Source organism: Synechococcus sp. UW179A (assembly GCF_900473965.1).
GTDB lineage: Bacteria > Cyanobacteriota > Cyanobacteriia > PCC-6307 > Cyanobiaceae > Synechococcus_C.
Map to the genome: position 1 here is coordinate 232019 of NZ_UCNJ01000018.1, position 19555 is coordinate 251573.

Consider the following 19555-nt stretch of genomic DNA (forward strand, 5'->3'; position numbering starts at 1 on the left):
AGCAACGAAAAAGCTGCGCAACAATGACTCCGAACACCGCGTGTGTGCCGTGAACACCCCTCTGATTCCGGTGATCCTCTGTGGCGGCACAGGAACGCGCCTCTGGCCCCTCTCCCGAGCCAGTTACCCGAAGCAGTACTGGGCACTCGGCGGCAACGGCGATGAAACCCTGCTGCAGCAGACCCAGCAACGCCTGGAAGGCATCGATGCGCTGGGTGATCCTCTGCTGATCTGCAACGACGACCACCGATTCATCGTGGCCGAACAAATGCGCCAAATCGGCATCCAACCGGGTGCCATTCTCCTGGAACCGATGGGGCGCAACACGGCTCCAGCGGTGGCGGTTGCCGCACTACAAGCCACAGCCGACGGCGAGGATCCTCTGCTGCTGGTGCTATCGGCTGACCATGTGATTCGCGACGCCGCTCACTTCCGCAGCGCCATCGAGGCCGGTCGCAATACAGCAGAGGCAGGCCGTCTGGTGACCTTCGGCATCGTGCCAACGGCTCCTGAAACCGGCTACGGCTACATCGAGGCCGCCGAATCCCTGCAGACAGACACCCTCACACCGGTGCCAATCGCCCGCTTTGTCGAAAAGCCAGACCAGGCCACCGCCGAACAGTTCCTAGCCAGCGGACGCTTCACCTGGAACAGTGGCATGTTTCTATTTAGGGCGAGCGCCATGCTCTCGGAGCTTGAACGCCTGGCACCGGAGGTGGTGAGCTGTTGCAGGGCCGCACTCGAGCAGGACGTGGCAGACCTCGACTTCTTGCGACTGGAGCGTGAAGCCTTCGCCAAATGTCCAAACGTGGCCATTGATGTAGCTGTGATGGAGCAGACCCAGCTCGGATCAGTGATTCCCTTGGCTGCAGGCTGGAGTGATGTCGGCAGCTGGAGCGCCCTCTGGGAAACTGCAGACCGCGATGACGACGGCAACGTGCTGCGCGGCAGGGTGATCAGCGAGGGCAGCCGCAACTGCTACCTGCGCAGCGAACACCGTCTGGTGGTGGGCCTCGGTGTTGAGAATCTTGTAGTGGTCGAAACCGACGACGCCGTGTTGATCGCCGAACGCGACCAGGCACAGAATGTGAAGACGATCGTGAAGCAACTGGAGGCTGCTGGCAGCCGGGAAGGCAAGGCCCATCGCAAGATTTATCGCCCCTGGGGCCACTACACAGGCGTGGTGGAAGACAGCCGCTGGCAGGTGAAGCGAATTTCAGTAAAGCCAGGCGCCAGCCTTTCCCTGCAGATGCACCATCACCGAGCCGAACACTGGATCGTGGTGAAAGGCACTGCAGTCGTGGAGCGCGACGGTGATTCTCAGCTGATCGGCGAAAACCAGAGCACTTACATCCCCATGGGCTGCAAACACCGACTCAGCAACCCTGGCCGGATTCCGGTGGAGCTGATCGAGGTCCAAAGCGGGGCTTATCTGGGTGAAGACGACATCGTGCGCTTCGACGATGTCTACGGTCGCAGTGATGTGGAAGCAGCGGCTCGGGCCGCACTCACTCCACAGTGACGCTCTTGGCCAGGTTGCGTGGCTGATCGACATCCAGGCCTCGATGGGCCGCAATGTGATAACTGAGCAATTGCATTGGCACCACCGTGAGCAAAGGGCTAATCCATTCGCTCACCTCAGGCACTGGCAGCAGTTCATCGAACAATTCCGTGTCTGCGCAGACGGGGGCAACACCGATCAAATGGGCATCGCGGGCCTTGGCCTCCTGGGCATTACTGAGCACTTTTTCGAACACCACGCCCGGCACGGCAATGGAGATCACCGGCACATGCGTGTCGAGCAGGGCGATCGGGCCGTGTTTCATCTCCCCTGCGGGATAACCCTCCGCATGGATGTAGCTGATTTCTTTGAGCTTCAGAGCCCCTTCCAATGCGATCGGATAGTTGATACCCCGCCCGAGGAAGATCACATCCTGGGTTTCAGCAAAACGATGGGCCATCGCTTCCGAACGCTGGTCGTGTTGCTGGATCAAGTCATCGAGCTGCTGGGGAAGACCGCGCAGCTCGTTCACCAATGCAGCAATCTCGACTTCGTTGCGGCTACCGCGCCGTGCTGCAAAAGCCAAAGCCAGGGCATAGAACGCTAAAAGCTGGCCCAGAAACGTCTTGGTGGCTGCAACCCCCACTTCGATGCCGGCACCGATGTCGAGGATGTAGGGCACCTGACGAGCCAGAGAACTTTCCACCCGATTGGTCACCCCCAACTGACGCGGGGCGTAGGCAGGATTGTCCTGGATCCGCCGCCTCTCAGCATCCATAGCCAGGGCAGCCAGCGTGTCGGCCGTTTCGCCGGATTGGGTGACACCAATCGTGAGCGTGTTAGCGGCCAGCGGCGGGGGCGCGTAGCGGAACTCACTGGCGTAATGAACACTGGCTGGCACCCCGGCAAACTGTTCCAGCAGATGGGCTCCCACAAGCGCCGCATGTCGGCTCGTCCCACAAGCCAGGATCTGGATGCGCTCGATATCGGCATAGAACGCATCGTCGAAGGGCAATGCCACCGGATTGGCAGCCTGCAAATTCAACGGCAGGTGCCTCTCCATCCAAAGGCGTGCTGTCTCCGGCTGCTCATGGATCTCCTTGAGCATGAAGTGGCGGAACTGGCGCTTGTCGGCCACATGTTCATGGCCGCTGAGCAGCGACGGGCTGCGTTGCTGACGCTCACCAACATCGTTGTAGAGCTCAATGCCAAGCGGACTGAGCAACGCCACCTCTCCGTCCTCCATGGGCAGGACGGTGCGAGTGAAGCCAGCCAGTGCAGGCGTATCGCTGGCACAAATGAATTCGCCTTCGCCCAAACCGATCAGCAATGGTGCTGCCTTGCGAGCCACCACAAGAGCACCAGGTGCCTTTGCCCACAACACCGCCAAGGCATAGGCGCCTTGAAGCTTTGGCAAAACAGCCTGCACAGCCCGCAACAGCGTATTGCCATCCGCAGGATTGCCAGCCGCACACTGTTGGCGCAACTCCGCAGAAACCAAATGGGGAATCACCTCGGTGTCGGTGTCTGAGCGGAAGCTGACCCCTGCGGCGCTGAGCTCTTCCCGCAGGGCCCGATGGTTTTCGATGATGCCGTTCTGCACCACGGCCACTTGGCCAGCACCATCGCAATGGGGATGGGCGTTATGCACCTCCGGCTTGCCGTGCGTGGCCCAGCGGGTATGGCCGATGCCACAAAAACCGGGTGCGCCCTCCTGCTCGACCCTTGCGCTGAGATTGACAAGCTTGCCCTTGGCTCGAAGGCAATGCAGCTTGGCCGTCGCATCGTTCACCGATTCTTCGATAGTGGCGATGCCGGCGGAGTCGTAACCGCGATATTCCAGTTGCCGCAGCCCTTCCAACAGGAGCGGTGCTGCCTCTCTGGAGCCGATCACCGCAACGATTCCGCACATACAAAAAAGCCCGGCGCTGCCGGGCTGAGCTTATGGGTTATTGAATGAAAAACAAACGTTGTCGATCAATACGCCAGGCCCATGCTTCGAGTGGTCTCATCACCGAGATAAACACGGATGCTGAGGAAATCTGTTGGGCAAGCGGTTTCACAGCGCTTGCAACCAACGCAATCTTCCGTGCGTGGCGAGGACGCGATCTGGCCGGCCTTACAGCCATCCCAGGGCACCATTTCGAGCACATCCAGAGGGCAGGCACGCACGCACTGAGTGCAGCCGATGCAGGTGTCGTAGATCTTGACGGCGTGGGACATGAATCCCTCTGGGAACAGGTGACTTCGAAACAACCTACCGGGGCTAGGCGACACTGAGGCCAAGCAGGCGCCACGCCGTCACCGTTGTTAACTCCAGGCGGATGTAAAGGAGCAGAGATTGGAAAGACCGAGGCCAGCCCGTAAGATGCGGCGTCCCGTCTTCACGGCCATGTCCCAGGAAGCGATCCTCGAAAAAGTCCGTTCGATCGTGGCGGAGCAGCTCAGCGTCGACGCCGGCGAAGTCAAGCCCGAATCGAATTTCCAGAATGATCTCGGTGCTGACTCCCTCGACACCGTCGAGCTGGTGATGGCATTGGAAGAAGCCTTTGACATCGAAATTCCAGACGAAGCCGCTGAAGGCATCGCCACCGTCGGCGACGCCGTCAAGTACATCGAAGACAAGCAGGCCTGAGGATCGGCAGCATGGTGGAGGGTCTCCAACGCGTCGTGGTTACGGGCCTCGGCGCGGTGACGCCGATCGGCAACAGCGTTTCCGACTATTGGTCCGGTCTCACCTCCGGCAGGAACGGGGTGGCATTGATCTCGCTATTTGATGCATCCAGGCATGCCTGTCGATTTGCAGCGGAAGTGAAGGACTTCGATCCGACTGGATTCTTGGAGCCAAAAGAAGCGAAGCGCTGGGATCGGTACTGCAAATTCGGTGTTGTCGCCGCCAAACAGGCTCTCGCTGATGCAGGGCTGGAGATCACCGAAGCCAACGCCGATCGGATCGGCGTCAGCATCGGCTCCGGCGTTGGTGGGCTGCTCACGATGGAGACCCAAGCCCACGTGCTTGAGGGCAAGGGACCGGGTCGAGTGAGCCCTTTCACTGTGCCGATGATGATTCCCAACATGGCCACAGGCCTGGCGGCAATCGCCCTCGGCGCCAAAGGGCCAAGCTCTGCTGTCGCCACAGCCTGTGCAGCAGGGTCGAATGCCATCGGCGATGCCTTTCGTCTGCTGCAGCTGGGCAAGGCTGACGCCATGATCTGCGGCGGAGCAGAGTCGGCCATCACCCCGCTGGGAGTAGCCGGCTTCGCTAGTGCCAAGGCTCTGTCGTTCCGAAACGACGATCCAGGCAGCGCCAGCCGACCGTTCGACAGGGAACGCGACGGCTTTGTGATCGGCGAGGGATCAGGCGTTTTAGTGCTTGAAACCCTCAACCATGCCGAGGCCCGCGGCGCGACGATCCTGGCCGAAATCGTTGGTTATGGAACCACCTGTGATGCACACCACATCACCTCGCCAACACCCGGAGGTGTCGGCGGAGCGGCCGCGATGCGCCTGGCCCTGGAAGACGGTGGGCTCAGTGCTGACAGCATCGATTACGTGAATGCCCATGGCACCAGCACACCGGCGAACGACAGCAATGAAACCGCAGCGATCAAGAGTGCTCTCGGCCAGCACGCCTTCAAGATTCCTGTGAGTTCAACCAAGTCGATGACAGGACATCTGCTGGGTGGCTCCGGCGGCATCGAAGCCGTGGCCTGTGTGCTTGCGTTGCAGCACAATATTGTTCCTCCCACCATCAACTACTCCAATCCCGATCCCGACTGTGATCTGGATGTGGTGCCTAACTCCGCTCGCGAGCACACACTGGGAACAGTGTTATCCAACTCGTTCGGTTTTGGCGGCCACAACGTCTGCCTTGCCTTCCAGCGCATGAATTGAATCCTGAGGTCCGGTTCACCTCGGTGAGGCTGACCACGCTGTTTCAGACTGACTCAACTCCTAACTGCTTCTCCAATCTCACGCCATGGTTGCCGCGCCCGCTTCTCTCGACACCCTCTGCATCAACAGCATTCGCATGTTGGCCGTTGATGCGGTCAACAAGTCCAAAAGCGGCCACCCAGGGCTGCCCATGGGGGCCGCTCCGATGGGCTACACGCTGTGGGACAAGTTCCTGCACCACAATCCCAAGAACCCCAAGTGGTTCAACCGGGACCGATTCGTGTTGTCCGCCGGACACGGCTGCATGCTGCTGTACGCACTGCTGCATCTCACCGGCTACGACTCAGTATCAATCGATGACATCAAACAATTCCGGCAATGGGGATCCAGGACGCCTGGCCACCCCGAAACCTTCGAAACACCTGGCATTGAAGTGACCACAGGCCCCCTGGGTGCCGGCATTTCTAATGCTGTGGGTCTGGCCATAGCCGAGTCTCACCTGGCAGCGAAGTTCAATAAGCCCGATGCTGCTGTTGTTGATCACTACACCTACGTGATCATGGGTGACGGCTGCAATCAGGAAGGTGTGTCCTCTGAGGCCTGTTCGCTGGCCGGACACCTGAAACTGGGCAAGCTGATCGCCCTCTACGACGACAACCACATCACGATTGACGGACGCACCAATGTGTCCTTCACCGAGGACGTGCTCAAGCGTTACGAGGCCTACGGCTGGCACGTGCAGCATGTGCCCGACGGCAACACCGATGTTGATGCCATCGCCAAGGCTATCGAAGCTGCCAAAGCTGTCACCGACAAGCCATCGATCATCAAGATCACAACCACGATCGGTTTCGGCTCACCGAACAAGAGCGACACCGCCGGTGTGCACGGCGCCCCCCTTGGCGATGAAGAAACTGAACTGACCCGTAAGCAACTGGGCTGGAACTACGGTCCCTTTGAAGTTCCCCAGGACGCTTACGACCAATTCCGTCAAGCCATCGATCGCGGTGCAAGCCTTGAGGCCGAATGGAACCAAACTCTCGCGACTTATCGCTCGAAGTACCCCACAGAAGCAGCAGAGTTTGAGCGCATGCTGCGCGGCGAACTCCCCCAAGGCTGGGACAAGGATCTGCCCACCTACACACCAGAAGACAAAGGGCTCGCCACCCGCAAGCATTCCCAGATCTGTTTGGGTGCTCTTGGTCCCAATTTGCCTGAGCTGATTGGTGGTTCTGCTGACCTCACTCACTCCAATTACACCGACATCAAAGGCGAAACAGGTTCCTACCAACCGGAAACACCAGAGAAGCGCTATCTGCACTTTGGAGTGCGAGAGCATGCCATGGCAGCCGTGCTAAACGGCATCGCTTACCACAACAGCGGGTTGATCCCCTACGGCGGTACCTTCCTCGTCTTCGCCGACTACATGCGCGGCTCCATGCGCCTATCGGCACTAAGTGAGCTGGGAGTGATCTACGTTCTCACCCACGACTCGATCGGTGTTGGCGAAGACGGACCCACACACCAACCGGTCGAGACCATCCCTTCTCTACGAGCCATGCCTGGACTGCTGGTGTTCCGACCAGGCGACGGCAACGAAACAAGTGGAGCCTACAAACTGGCAATCAGCAATCGTCACCGTCCCAGCGCACTGTGCCTCAGCCGGCAAGCCATGGCCAACCAAGCCAATTCCTCAATAGATAAAGTCGCATTGGGCGGCTACATCCTCGAAGACTGTGACGGAACTCCTGATCTAATCCTGATCGGTACCGGCACCGAACTTGACCTCTGCGTGCAAGCCGCCAAACAGCTCAGCTCTGATGGCAAGAAAGTACGCGTCGTCTCCATGCCTTGCGTCGAACTGTTTGACGAGCAAAGTGACGCTTACAAGCAAGAGGTGCTTCCAAGTGCTGTTCGCAAGCGCATCGTTGTGGAAGCCGCCGAATCCTTTGGCTGGCACAGATTCATCGGTCTTGACGGTGACAGCGTCACGATGAACCGTTTCGGTGCATCCGCTCCAGGCGGCACCTGCATGGAGAAGTTCGGCTTCACGGTCGACAATGTTGTCGCCAAATCCAGAGCGCTACTCAGCTAAACACGCTCACATTGAATTTAAAAAGCGGAGGAGTAATGCCTCCGCTTTTTTGTGCTCAGAACCATTGAAGTTTTGATCCAATGCGAAATCTCATCACAGGCGGCGCCGGATTCCTAGGTTCTCACTTAGTTGATCGCTTAATGCAAGCTGGTGAAGAAGTGATCTGCTTGGACAATTACTTCACAGGTAGAAAAGCAAATGTCAGCAATTGGATTGGCCATTCAAACTTTGAATTGATTCGCCACGACGTCACAGAACCGATCAAATTAGAAGTTGATCGAATCTGGCATCTGGCCTGCCCTGCCTCTCCAATTCACTATCAATTCAACCCGATCAAAACAGCTAAAACAAGTTTCCTTGGCACCTACAACATGTTGGGCCTGGCAAGACGCGTTGGAGCGCGCTTCCTGTTGGCCAGCACAAGCGAAATTTACGGAGATCCAGAGATTCATCCCCAACCGGAAAGTTATCGAGGCTGCGTGAATACCATCGGGATTCGCAGCTGTTACGACGAGGGCAAACGCATTGCCGAAACCCTCTGTTTCGACTACCAGCGCATGCATGACACGGAAATCCGGGTCATGCGCATCTTCAATACCTATGGACCGCGCATGCTGCCCGACGATGGCAGGGTCGTTAGCAATTTCATTGTTCAAGCCTTAAGAGGAGAATCCATCACAGTGTATGGAGACGGATCACAAACCCGTTCATTTTGCTATGTCGATGATCTGATTGAAGGCATGATCAGATTGATGAACAGCAATGAGACAGGCCCGATCAACATTGGCAATCCTGGGGAATTCACCATCCGTCAACTGGCTGAATTAGTTCGTGATCGGATCAACCCGGACTTGAAAATCATCACGAAATCCTTACCGAAGGACGATCCTCTTCAACGCCAACCGCTAATCAACCTTGCCAAACAACATTTGCACTGGGAGCCCAAAATCGCTTTATCGCAAGGACTAGACATAACGATTGAATATTTCCGCGAACAACTTCGTCATACCTCAGCCAATGATTAAAGATATTGCTCCTGAAACAGATTCAAATCACTTAATTTAATAACCATTTCTTCTTTTAAGCGCAAACCTTGCACCCAAGTAATTAGCAACTGATGCAATGAAAGTCGCGACAATCAGCGCAAGGAGATCATTTAAAAATAGAATCAAAACAGAGAAAACAGACAGGTTCACAATTAGACCGAATAATTGCGTCGAGCTATAACGAATGAACGAAATCCAAGAATAGCCTGAAGAGAATGTAACTTTTGCATTGTAAGCATATGTGGTCAGCAGACCGCCAATCAACCCAAAAACTTTTCTAAAGCTAGGCTCAACATCCACACCACATTGATGCAAAAACCATCCGGACAAGAAATAAATCAAAGCATCAACAAAAAAGGCAACTGCCCCGATAAAGTAAAAATTGGCAATTGTCCGCAGAGTCACCGTTAACCGCGCACTGATCGAATCGTGGAGATCTTTGCAGCAGTCAAATAACAAGTGAGTGACACAGACCAGAATAAGCAGCCTAGGTATGTGATGATATTTTCCAACCGAGTCGATGGAGTTGAATCCACAAACGAAGAGAGCGAAGAAGCAAAGATGATCAAACCGATCAAAAAGCTGACAGCTGAAACCTGGTAAATCGTGTCAACCCCTTTTGAACCTCGGAAAATATATTTTCGCAACCAAGAGGCAAAAACACTTGGCCTTCCATAAGTTTCAGAAAACATAGTTCGCGTCGTGAGATAATCAGAAAAAACAAAAAGGCCGCTAAACAGCGTAAAGATAGACACAATTAGTGTATTGGGACCACTTACAGGATTCACATTAAAAGCAAAACTTAAAAGCGATATTACTGAGATCAAAAACAGAAAAAATGCGAAAAACAAGAATGAATACTTTGGACTGAAGGAGAGCATGAATTTCAAATGCCTCCACCCATCTCTCCATGTCCGTAGATGGGGAGTTCTGTCAGGATGATCAAGACTCAGTGACGTGGGCACTTCGACAAGCCTCAGGTCACGCAGAGAAGCTTTGATGACCATTTCAGAGGCGAATTCCATACCGTTAGACCTGAGCTCCAATAATTTTATAGAACTACTTTTAAAAGCCCTTAATCCACAATGAAAATCACCTACAGGAATACCGAAAAATAAGCCTCCGATGCCACTCAAAACCGGATTTCCCAGCCAACGGTGCAAGAAAGGCATTGCGCCAGGCTGAATAGATCCCTTAAAACGGTTACCCATAACAAGATCAGCGCCCAAATAGAGCTGCTCTAAAAACAAAGGGGCGTCTTTGAAATTGTAAGTTCGATCAGCATCTCCCATAATCACAAATTCACCTTGAGCTGCATCAATGCCTGCTTTTAAAGCAGCACCGTAACCCTTTGTGGGCACATTGATCAGCTTGGCTTCGTTGGCTAACGCTATCGACTGTGATCCATCAGAGCTGCCATTATCAGCAACAATTACTTCATAGGGTATTTCAAGAAGCTGTCCGCCGGCATGACAATCATCTAAGACCCCCTGCAAACACAAGGATTCATTAAGGCAAGGAATCACAAAAGAAAACAAGGGTTTTGTATCTGGATTCATGGCCTAGACGCTCGTAAGATCGTTGAAATTGGTCGACGACTTGGAATTGAAATTAATTGATAATCTATCATAGTATCTCCATATAAATAAAGTTGTCAAAGGAGAAACCATGGATAGATAACCTCCAGACGGAAAACTAGTGACCTCTACAAGAACAATCACCAAAAAATTAATCAAAAGAAGTGTGCCGATTAAAACGAGCCCTGGATCGAACAAGCAAACAATGAGCCTTGGCTTCCAAAAGATTATAACCAAAACAATAGACGCAAAACTTATAAACAAGCCCATGCGAATCAACGAACTGAATTGATTGAGATTCGCGATTCTTTGCCTAAATGTCTTGAGTTCAGCGGGTGTGTATCCTGAGGTTAACCAAACTCCGACACTTCTAGATTGCTCATAGTTATGCGTAACAGCTGAATAGTTAGCCAAAGGACTGGGGGAAGTCAGCCAAGTCAAATGAGCCAAAGCTATGTCTGAAAAAAGCTTGAATGGAGATTGACCTTTTGGCACCCATCGCGATGGGTAGGGAAGATATCCAAAAGAAGAAGTTTGACAACTCAAGACTTTGGGATTAGATGCACAAACTTGAACTAACTCTTGGCTTAAAATTAAAACTTGATCCTGAAAGTCACCAGGACTATCGACAGACGATGTCTTAAATATTGCATCACGCAAAGCCCACATAAACCAACCACTTGAATACTCATCACACCAATCTTTATTTATTTTACAACCATGAATTGTCCATCCTGGGTTTAAGTTCGAAAGAGTGATAGCAAGTTGGCTATCAGGGTCTAAAGCTACGATAGCCTCGATCGCATCCTTCTTTATGGGAATAGAAGGCTGATGAACAGTCTTAGCTAACTTGACCGAAGATAGATTTTGATAAAAGGATTTAAAACCTCCTTCTTCAAACTCATTTGAAATAGCAAGTCCGTAATTCATATAATTCAATGCTTTGACTGAAACAACGGGCAGGTTAAAAGCTAAAAGCAATGCCAAGACAAGTGGAACCAATTTTAGAAATGCTTTTGGGGTTAAAAACCTATACTTATACGCATACAAAATGAGAATAAAGGTGTAAACTAGAGATGTAAAAATAATAACTATACGAGCTTCTCTTGTAATAAGCAAAAGGCCAAGGCAAAAATAAGAGGATAACAATGAAATCCAAAGTGTTTTATGACTTTTAATACTTAATGACGGACGATGATTTGAACCGATCAAGACAATAGTATCGAGTGTATAGATTCCACATGCGAGTGCAAGAACTTCGACTGGAACAAAAGATGCTTCTCTTAACAATCTCCAGCTAGAGCTCGTTCCAATAAGAACAGGATCAAATAACAGACATACAAAAGCTAAGGATTTTAAAAATGTAGGAAGCCTGTAAAGCGCAACTGAACAAAAAAGTGCACAAGTAGCTGCATAAAAAAGACGTAATCCTAACAAAGGAGGCACACCCACGACTGAAGACAGCCATACTTGAATGGAGTGATATGGCCCTTTTATAAGTGTAAATTTTCCATAGTCTTCTCCCAACCAATCACCTAATGAGATCGACAAAGCTTGGCCTATAAATAAATCATCATCGTGCGGCATAAAGGGATTATCCGTAGGCAATCCATAAATCAAAGAAAAATATATTGTGAATAAAAATACAATACTAACAAGCCAATCTCGGCGATGAGACCTCGAAAAATACCTATAAAACATTCTTGCTCAATTAATGAATTAATTTTAGCATAGGCGCAATGATTGCATTCCGCCTCTGCATGATAACTGCACGCAAAAAAATAATAATCAGGGCCGGGAGGTCTGTGCTGAAGCTATTTCAAGTCAGGATGCTTGTAAAAACAAGGATTGATTTTCATAGAAATGAGGATTGAAAAACCTCTTTTTTAACTTAAATCATGCTTACTCTGCCTTATCCATCTTCACCCCAGATAGTTCTGCACCCCCTTTGACTTCGAGCACTTTTTCCAAACCGTCTAGATCCTCATCGGTGATCTTGGTCTGCATCGGACAGTGTTTGGGACCACACATCGAGCAGAATTCAGCCTGCTTATAGATATCGGCAGGCAGAGTTTCATCGTGATACTGCTTGGCCCGCTCGGGATCCAGTGACAATTCAAACTGCCTGTTCCAATCGAATGCATAACGAGCTCGGCTGAGCTCATCATCCCGATCCCTGGCACCTGGGCGGTGACGGGCGATATCGGCGGCATGTGCTGCGATCTTGTAGGCGATCAAGCCTTCACGCACATCATCAGCATTGGGAAGACCTAGATGCTCTTTCGGAGTCACGTAACAGAGCATCGCCGTGCCATGCCAGCCGGCCATGGCCGCGCCGATTGCAGAAGTGATGTGGTCATAACCAGGCGCAATGTCAGTCACCAAGGGGCCGAGCACATAGAAGGGTGCCTCGTTGCACTCCTCCATCTGCTTCTTCACGTTGAACTCGATCTGATCCATCGGCACATGACCTGGACCCTCCACCATCACCTGAATGTCTTTCTCCCAGGCACGACGTGTCAGTTCACCAAGGGTGTGCAGCTCGGCCAGCTGAGCGGCGTCCGAAGCATCGTGCTGACAGCCCGGTCGCAACGAATCACCCAGTGAAAACGTGCAGTCGTAGCGCTTGAAAATCTCACAGATGTCGTCGAAACGCGTGTAAAGCGGGTTCTGACGATGGTGGTAAAGCATCCACTGGGCAAGGATGCCGCCGCCACGGCTGACGATCCCGGTGATGCGTCCCTTCACCTTCACAAGATGTTCGATCAGCAGGCCAGCGTGGATGGTCTGATAGTCGACACCTTGCTGACAGTGCTTCTCGATGATGTGGAGGAAGTCATCCTCAGAGAGGCGTTCAATCGATCCATGCACACTTTCCAGCGCCTGGTAAACAGGAACAGTGCCAATTGGCACGGGTGAAGCCTTGATAATCGCGGTGCGAACGTCATCCAGGTTGACGCCGCCTGTGGACAGGTCCATCACGGTATCGGCCCCGTATTTCACCGCCAGATTCAGCTTTTTGACCTCTTCCTCGGCGTCCGAGGCATTGGGAGATGCGCCGATGTTGGCATTCACCTTGCACTTACTGGCGATCCCAATCGCCATGGGCTCAAGATTTTCATGGTTGATGTTGGCAGGGATCACCATGCGGCCCCGTGCAACCTCCTCCATCACCAAGGTCTCAGGCAGGTTCTCTCTCCTGGCCACATAGACCATCTCCTCGGTCACCACGCCCTGACGGGCGAAATGCATCTGGGACACGTTGGACTGTCCGCGGCGGGACTGAACCCAGGAAGCACGCATGATCCATTCAGCGAAGGAACTGCCAGGAGTCGGCCAGGTAACCGCGGATCACATTGGTCACTTCCCTATCGCCGGAATGACCCGGATCAGGTTCAGAGGGTGTGATCTCAGCCAAAAGGATCGAGAACGATCCAAGGCACCCCTAGTGGTGTCCAATTACTAGCAACGCCGTTGAGAACACACCGTCAACGCAGCTGCAATCCGTTCAGTGCCGCAGCCACAACCCTGTGGTCTCCGTCTTGCTGGAGTGGTAACAACAGAGCTCTGGCTTGCTCACCAATCGGCTGATCAGCGCTTTCACGAACAATCCGTCCCAGAATCTCGGCTCCGCTGACGCGAACCGTTCCATCTGCATCAGTGATCGCAGCATTGGCCAGATCCAGCAGCCATTCAAAATCGATCTCAGGCTGTTCCGCCAGAGCCGAAAGAATGCTGCATCGCACCAGCCACGCGCTGTCGGCGTCGAAAGCTGCCTTCAGCAAGGGCCAGGCTCGGGCAACGCCATAGCTGGCAAGAGCATTGGCCGCTTCGGCGCGCACATTCGCATCACCATCGCTGCGCAGAAGCCGTTCGAGAACAATCCAACCTTGCTCAGTGCGCTTGTAGCCCAAACCACTGCAACTCAAGGAACGTATCAGAAAGGCCTCCTGCTCACTGCCCAGTATCAACAGGGGAACGGCTTGCTCATCGCTGCAGAATCGCAACTGGGTGAGTGCCGGCATGGCCCGCAATGGATCACCAGAACCGATCGCCTCCCTGAGAGCGATGAGATCAGGTTCACCTCCCTGCGGCGGCTGTGGTGTGGACGCCATGAACTCAATTCTCCTGAAAACGACTGTTCCGCAAAGCCACCAGCAGCTTGTAGCGACGGCGACGGCGACCCACTACGGCGTGGATCACTAAGCCGGAGCCGACCAGGATGGCAGGAACAGACTGCCAACGCTCCGTGCCCTCTCTCTGGACAAGCGCCAGAACCCCAAGGCAAACCAGCAGAGGCGCTGCCAAGGACAACAACACATGCAAGCGGGTGCGGGGAAGACGATTCATCTCAACGGTTTCCAAGCCAGCATCGCTGCAGTGAGCACTCGAATCCCGACCCCCAGGCAGCCTTCATCCGGAAGGAAATGGCCGTTGTGCAGCGGTGCACATCCATCAGGCCCCGCAACACCGAGGCGAAACATCATGCCCGGCACATCCCGGATCAATTCTGCGAAATCCTCAGCTCCTAAAGAGGGTTGTTCCAAGCGCAGGACCTGATCCGGGCCCAGTTGGTCAATGGCACAACGCTCAAGCAGGGCCGTGAGCTTGGTGTCGTTATCAACCGGTGGAGCAATGCAGCGATAGCGAACCGTTGCCGTGGCACCGAAACTCTCGCAAAGAGCGCGCACGGTCTGCTCAATCCAATCGGGCAGATGGTCGTGCAGCTCGTTGGACAGACAGCGCACCGTTCCCAGCAAAGTGACCCGATCGGCAATCACGTTGAACGCCTTGCCTCCTTCAATACGACCGAAGCTCACCACCACTGGCTGCAAAGCATCAAGCCTGCGACTGATGGCTTCCTGGAGGCCGGTGACCACCCTCGCAGCGATCCAGATCGCATCCACCGACTGATGAGGCCGGGCGCCGTGGCCCGCTTGACCGTTGATCTCGATCTCCAACTCACCCGCCGCGGCCGTCAAGCTGCCGCTGCGCAAACCCACGCTGCCCACCGGCAAGGAGGGGAACACATGCAAACCGAACAACGCTTGAAGACCATCGGTTGCTCCCGCTTCGCGCATCCAGCGAGCGCCCTGAGCGATTTCCTCAGCCGGCTGAAACAACAAGCGCATTCCAACAGGTAGTTGCGGCTCAGCCGCCAGCAATCGGGCCACCCCCAGACCAACCGTGCTGTGCAGGTCATGCCCGCAGGCATGCATCACTCCCTGCCGCATCGAGGCATAAGGCAAGGCTGTTAGCTCCTCAATGGGAAGTGCATCCATATCCACGCGCAAGCCGAGTTTGGGACCCTTTTCAGGACCAAGATCAGCCACCACACCAGTGCGCCCAACGCCTTCGCGAACGCGCCAACCGGCTTGACGCAGATCGCCCGCGATCAATGCAGCGGTTTGGTGCTCTTCCCCACTGAGCTCAGGATGGGCATGCAGATGGCGGCGAAACTCGATCAACTCCGGCAACAGGGCCTCCAGACGCTCTGACCAGGTGGCAGTGAGGTTCAAGACACCTCCAGAGCAAGAAAGCGCTCGAGATCAGCAATCGGCCGTGGCGGCCAACGTCGCACCTCCGCCAGCCAAGCAGCATCGCGATAACTGGGGTCAAGACCAGAGGCAGCGGCCCAATGGCTTTCCGCTTCACCGCGCGAACCTTCACTCCAGAGCAAAGCACTCAACGCCGCTCTCGCATCGGCGAACAGTGGGTAGCGCCGGATCAAATTGCGCAGGTTTCGCTCTGCTTCTTTTAGATCATTGAGCTGGTAGAGAGCCAGAGCATCACTCGATCGAGCCATCGCGAATCCTGGCCTGGCATCGGCTGCCAAACGATAGAGACGCTGGGCTTCCTGCCATTCACCTTCGGATCCACGCACATTGCCGAGGTTGTAGAGGGCTGAGGCATCGCTTGGGTCTCTTTCTAAAATCCAGTCGTAATCGGCTGCCGCCTCAGACCAGCGCTGCAAAGCCTCTTCGGCCGTGCCGCGATTGAGACGGGGGTCAGCATCCTCAGGAGCAAGCTCAATCGATCGGGTTTGATCGGCAATGGCTCCCTCCGGATCACCCAGCATCAAACGCACATTGCCGCGGTTACTCCAGGCCGCCGCATCGTTAGGAACGATGTCTAGAACCTGATCCCAGACCGGAAGTGCCTGCTGCGGATCCCCGGCGCGGCTGAGCGCGAGAGCACGATCGAACAGCTGGGGTAGTGCATCCACTTCAGTGGCTTCTGCGGAGATGGGGATCAAAACCACCAGCAGAGACAGGGACCAGCCAAGCAGGAGTTGCTTCCACCTCATCTCAACAGCCCCTGTTCGTCGCATAGCTGCTGATGATCAAGTCCCCAAACCATGACCGTCGCTCTGTCAAAAAATGCGCCCTAGAACGTCAAGCTGCCAGCGAAAGGAATTAACCTTTGCAGGAAGACTTTCAAAAGGTTTCATCAGCGTATCGAGATCGACCCGGTGAAAGCGAGTCGGCGATCTTGAAGTTCGGCATCAGGAGAGTCACAAGGCTCAAACAATGATCAAGGAGCGTCTTGCCAGCTCCTAAAGCAACCATTAAGTTCCAGAGACTGTCCGGAAGCCGATCCTCACTTCACGGATGAAAACATCTGTCATCAGATTGTGTCTCGGAGGGTGTCTATCCATGCTGGGACTTGGGCACTCGCAACCTCCAGTCCCCTCGGAACTGCAGCCTGCACGGGAACTGCTTAATCAGTCAGAACAGATCAATCTTGCTGATGCGATCGAGGCGACACTGCGCAGCAACCCACAACTCCTAGCAGCTGTGGAAACGATCAGGGCTCGCCGCTCTCTACTCGCCTCCGAACAGCGCCGCTGGTCTCCAACAGCAAGCTTCTTTACGTATAGCGACGCGACTCCTCTGCTGGGTCAATACTTCGAGACTGACATCATTTCCTACCCCCAAAATAGCGATGAAAGCTCCACCTATGAATTCAATAATTATAGCCTAGGATCTCTTGGCCTACAGATCACCTGGAGTTTTTTAGAACCAAGCCGACAGCCGGCGATCAATCGGTCCAACTCCTTACTTGAGGCAGAACAATTCACCTTCGACGTGATTGCAAGAAGCATTGTTCTTGACACCCAAATTAGCTACTACGAGCTACAAGAAAATCAACGATTAATTCAGATCTATGAAAAGATTTATGAGCGCAACCTCCGGCAACTTGACATCATTGAGGAGCAATTTCGAGGTGGTTTACTCCATATTGGAGATGTCTCTCAGCAAAAAACGCTTCTACTCAGTCAGCTCACGGAATTGGACGGATTTTATAGGTCTCAACTGCAAATCGCATCCGATCTTGCACGCATCATGGGGCGGCCTCCAGGGAGTTCTGTGATTCCAGCAGAGCTCAGCAGCAACGTTTTTGCGAACTGGGAGCTCTCCTTGCCGCAAACGATCGATGAGGGTCTAGCCCTGCGAGAGGAGATTCGCCTTTCTCTGGCTGAAGCGGAAGCAGATGATTGGGAGGCCAGGCGACTTCTCAACCTTTACCTCCCTGTGCTGTCTCTCACAGCCAATGGATATACAACCTATTCAGAAGGAATCATCGATGGCCCCATTGGCAGCAGCAACTCCTCAGACCGTGGCAATTCAATCGACACTGATCTGGCGATTGGCCTCGGCTTCAACTGGAACTTCTTCGACGGTGGCGTACAGACAGCACGGGCTGCCGCCAATCGCAGCTTGGCGAAGGCGCAGAGACAAAAAGCCCAACAGGAACGCGACTTGGTGGGCAACCAGATTCGTCGCAGTTATTCCGCTTATCTGACGGCAAAATTGGCTCTGCCTCAATCGCAGGAGGCTCTGGACACTGCCAAGCGGGCAGTGAATGTCGCATCAGCGCGCTACGCAGCTGGCGTTGGTGACATCACCACAGTGGTGCAGGCCACCGAACTGCTTGGCGATGCTGCTGAACAGAACAAATCCTTGCGTCTGATCTATCGCAATGCAATCGCAGAGCTCTACCGCTATTCCGCACAGTGGCCGAAACCATTTCAGCCACAGATCCGCACTCTGATGAAGTCAAGGACAACTGATCCATGAACAAGCCCTCCACCAGCGAATACACCTCAGTCCGTCTGATTTCCTCGCCTTTAAGGGCGGCGATCATCATCACGCTGTTGATCAGCACTGGAGGGCTGCTTTGGGCCTGTTTTGCAAAGATTCCGATTTACGTGGACGGATTCGGCCTGATGATCCGCAAAGGCAATAATCGCCGGCTGCTCAGCCTCGCCGAAGGTGAACTCCACCACAATTTCAACACCGATGGCGTGGTGGCCAGTCAGCGCGACCGAGAGCTGTTTGAGATCAGCCAGCTCGGGATCCCCAAAACCGCTGCGCAAACAGCAGACCTAGCAGAGCAGGTGCTGGCACTGACGGACAGTCCCAACCTCGATCGAACCGGTAGTTTGAGCACAGGAAAAATCGCACGCGGATCGTTACTGAGCTGGGTGGAAGCACCAGCTCAATCGGCTGCCTTGCAAGACAGCCTGGATGCCTATCGACTCAGTGAAAAAACCCTGCGCTTAACCGAACAGGAACTTGCGACGATCGACCTCGCATTAGAGAGAAAAATCAATCTGCTGAAGAACGAAGTCAAAACGCAGAACGAATTCTTAGAAACCATTCGTGAGCTGAATTCCCGCGGCTATGCAAGCCGGGCGAAGTATCTCAGCCAGCAAAGTCGCGTGGATGCTATCCGCAGCGAGGTGTTGTCACATCAGGAGCGACTGGCAGTGAACCAGGCGCAATTGCTGCAATCCAAGATCGCGGTGGATTCGGCCGAAACGGAACTGGTCAAGGCACTGCGAACTTATGCCGACGCCAGCCTGATCTTTGCTAAGCACGATTTATTCATTACCGATGTTCTGGCACCCCACCTGAGTGAGGTGCAGCAAAACGACGCGGTGCTCCGGGTCTCAAGGGAAGCTCTCAGCAAACTGCCTGAACAGATCCCAGGGTTTCTCTCGCAAGCTGCAGCCCAACAGGTCCGGCCAGGCATGAAGGTTCTGGCGACTCCCACAGGCATGAGCCAGGCGCAGTACGGAGGAATGCTGGCCAAGGTGGAGAGTGTGGAAGTGTTGCCTGCCTCTCTCACTCAAATCAAGCAGAGCCTTGGTAGTGAAGGAGAGGCCATCGAAATCTCCAACCTGATCCCTGAACCAATTCTGATCACGATCCAACTTGAAGAAGACTCGAAGAGCAACGACACCAATAAGGAAGGCCTGAAGTGGTCCTCAGCAGGACTCATCCCCTATCCAGTGCGTGAAGGTGATCTGCTCAGCTTGCAGATCACCACGCAAACAGTGCGGCCGATCAGTTTGCTGATTCCGTGGCTCCGGCAATTCAGCGGAACCAGTGCGCCGATGCTCACTCCTGAGCGCGCAGGACCTTAACGCTGAGAA

At 54.0% G+C, this 19555-nt stretch carries 17 protein-coding genes and 1 riboswitch; of the genes, 7 read left to right on the plus strand and 10 right to left on the minus strand.

Annotated elements, in window-relative coordinates; genetic code table 11:
• The first annotated feature begins 49 nt into the window (after positions 1 to 49).
• Complete coding sequence (locus DXY31_RS10025) at positions 50 to 1522, plus strand: mannose-1-phosphate guanylyltransferase/mannose-6-phosphate isomerase (protein ID WP_114993675.1); 1473 nt, start codon at positions 50 to 52, stop codon at positions 1520 to 1522.
• Here DXY31_RS10025 and glmS read toward each other — a convergent pair.
• Both glmS and psaC read right to left on the minus strand, forming a co-directional pair.
• The gene (gene glmS / locus DXY31_RS10030; protein WP_114993615.1) at positions 1509 to 3413 is read right to left on the minus strand and encodes a glutamine--fructose-6-phosphate transaminase (isomerizing); all 1905 of its coding nucleotides are present in this window, start codon (positions 3411 to 3413) and stop codon (positions 1509 to 1511) included. The genes DXY31_RS10025 and glmS overlap by 14 nt on opposite strands.
• A gap of 65 nt (positions 3414 to 3478) precedes the next feature.
• On the minus strand, positions 3479 to 3724 hold the full coding sequence (gene psaC / locus DXY31_RS10035) for a photosystem I iron-sulfur center protein PsaC (RefSeq protein WP_006850103.1): 246 nt from the start codon (positions 3722 to 3724) through the stop codon (positions 3479 to 3481).
• Positions 3725 to 3893: 169 nt separating this feature from the next.
• On the opposite strand from psaC, the gene acpP reads away from it, so the two are divergent.
• The 4 genes from acpP (at position 3894) to DXY31_RS10055 (ending at position 8515) form a co-directional block, all read left to right on the plus strand.
• On the plus strand, positions 3894 to 4136 hold the full coding sequence (gene acpP, locus DXY31_RS10040; protein WP_066910276.1) for an acyl carrier protein: 243 nt from the start codon (positions 3894 to 3896) through the stop codon (positions 4134 to 4136).
• A gap of 11 nt (positions 4137 to 4147) precedes the next feature.
• Positions 4148 to 5395, plus strand: a complete 1248-nt coding sequence (gene fabF / locus DXY31_RS10045; RefSeq protein ID WP_114993616.1) for a beta-ketoacyl-ACP synthase II — start codon at positions 4148 to 4150, stop codon at positions 5393 to 5395.
• Between the two features lie 85 nt (positions 5396 to 5480).
• Positions 5481 to 7490: a transketolase gene (gene tkt / locus DXY31_RS10050; protein WP_114993617.1), complete on the plus strand. Its 2010-nt coding sequence runs from the start codon at positions 5481 to 5483 to the stop codon at positions 7488 to 7490.
• A gap of 80 nt (positions 7491 to 7570) precedes the next feature.
• Positions 7571 to 8515, plus strand: a complete 945-nt coding sequence (locus DXY31_RS10055) for a UDP-glucuronic acid decarboxylase family protein (protein ID WP_114993618.1) — start codon at positions 7571 to 7573, stop codon at positions 8513 to 8515.
• A gap of 36 nt (positions 8516 to 8551) precedes the next feature.
• Here DXY31_RS10055 and DXY31_RS10060 read toward each other — a convergent pair whose 3' ends face one another.
• The 8 genes from DXY31_RS10060 to DXY31_RS10090 all read right to left on the minus strand — a co-directional run bounded on the left by DXY31_RS10060 (position 8552) and on the right by DXY31_RS10090 (position 16420).
• On the minus strand, positions 8552 to 8941 hold the full coding sequence (locus DXY31_RS10060; protein WP_170953649.1) for a GtrA family protein: 390 nt from the start codon (positions 8939 to 8941) through the stop codon (positions 8552 to 8554).
• A gap of 2 nt (positions 8942 to 8943) precedes the next feature.
• Positions 8944 to 10095 (minus strand): glycosyltransferase family 2 protein, encoded by a 1152-nt coding sequence (locus DXY31_RS10065; RefSeq protein WP_114993620.1) that lies wholly within the window; start codon positions 10093 to 10095, stop codon positions 8944 to 8946.
• 3 nt (positions 10096 to 10098) lie between these two features.
• The gene (locus DXY31_RS16465) at positions 10099 to 11721 is read right to left on the minus strand and encodes a hypothetical protein (protein ID WP_137024956.1); all 1623 of its coding nucleotides are present in this window, start codon (positions 11719 to 11721) and stop codon (positions 10099 to 10101) included.
• Between the two features lie 294 nt (positions 11722 to 12015).
• Positions 12016 to 13416, minus strand: coding sequence for a phosphomethylpyrimidine synthase ThiC (thiC, locus tag DXY31_RS10070; protein ID WP_114993621.1), 1401 nt, complete (start codon positions 13414 to 13416; stop codon positions 12016 to 12018).
• A 45-nt stretch (positions 13417 to 13461) separates the two neighbouring features.
• A riboswitch (TPP riboswitch) is annotated at positions 13462 to 13570 on the minus strand.
• A 31-nt stretch (positions 13571 to 13601) separates the two neighbouring features.
• Positions 13602 to 14228, minus strand: coding sequence for a HEAT repeat domain-containing protein (locus tag DXY31_RS10075; protein WP_114993622.1), 627 nt, complete (start codon positions 14226 to 14228; stop codon positions 13602 to 13604).
• 4 nt (positions 14229 to 14232) lie between these two features.
• Positions 14233 to 14463 (minus strand): DUF3188 domain-containing protein, encoded by a 231-nt coding sequence (locus tag DXY31_RS10080; RefSeq protein WP_114993623.1) that lies wholly within the window; start codon positions 14461 to 14463, stop codon positions 14233 to 14235.
• Positions 14460 to 15632, minus strand: a complete 1173-nt coding sequence (locus DXY31_RS10085) for an amidohydrolase (protein ID WP_114993624.1) — start codon at positions 15630 to 15632, stop codon at positions 14460 to 14462. Before DXY31_RS10085 ends, DXY31_RS10080 begins: the two co-directional genes overlap by 4 nt.
• Entirely contained in the window at positions 15629 to 16420 is a 792-nt protein-coding gene (locus DXY31_RS10090) for a tetratricopeptide repeat protein (protein ID WP_114993676.1), read from the minus strand. Before DXY31_RS10090 ends, DXY31_RS10085 begins: the two co-directional genes overlap by 4 nt.
• Positions 16421 to 16769: 349 nt before the next feature.
• Between DXY31_RS10090 and DXY31_RS10095 the strand changes: the two genes are divergently transcribed.
• Positions 16770 to 18194, plus strand: a complete 1425-nt coding sequence (locus tag DXY31_RS10095) for a TolC family protein (protein ID WP_170953650.1) — start codon at positions 16770 to 16772, stop codon at positions 18192 to 18194.
• Complete coding sequence (locus DXY31_RS10100; protein ID WP_114993626.1) at positions 18191 to 19546, plus strand: hypothetical protein; 1356 nt, start codon at positions 18191 to 18193, stop codon at positions 19544 to 19546. The genes DXY31_RS10095 and DXY31_RS10100 overlap by 4 nt, the downstream gene beginning before the upstream one ends.
• Positions 19547 to 19555: the final 9 nt, after the last annotated feature.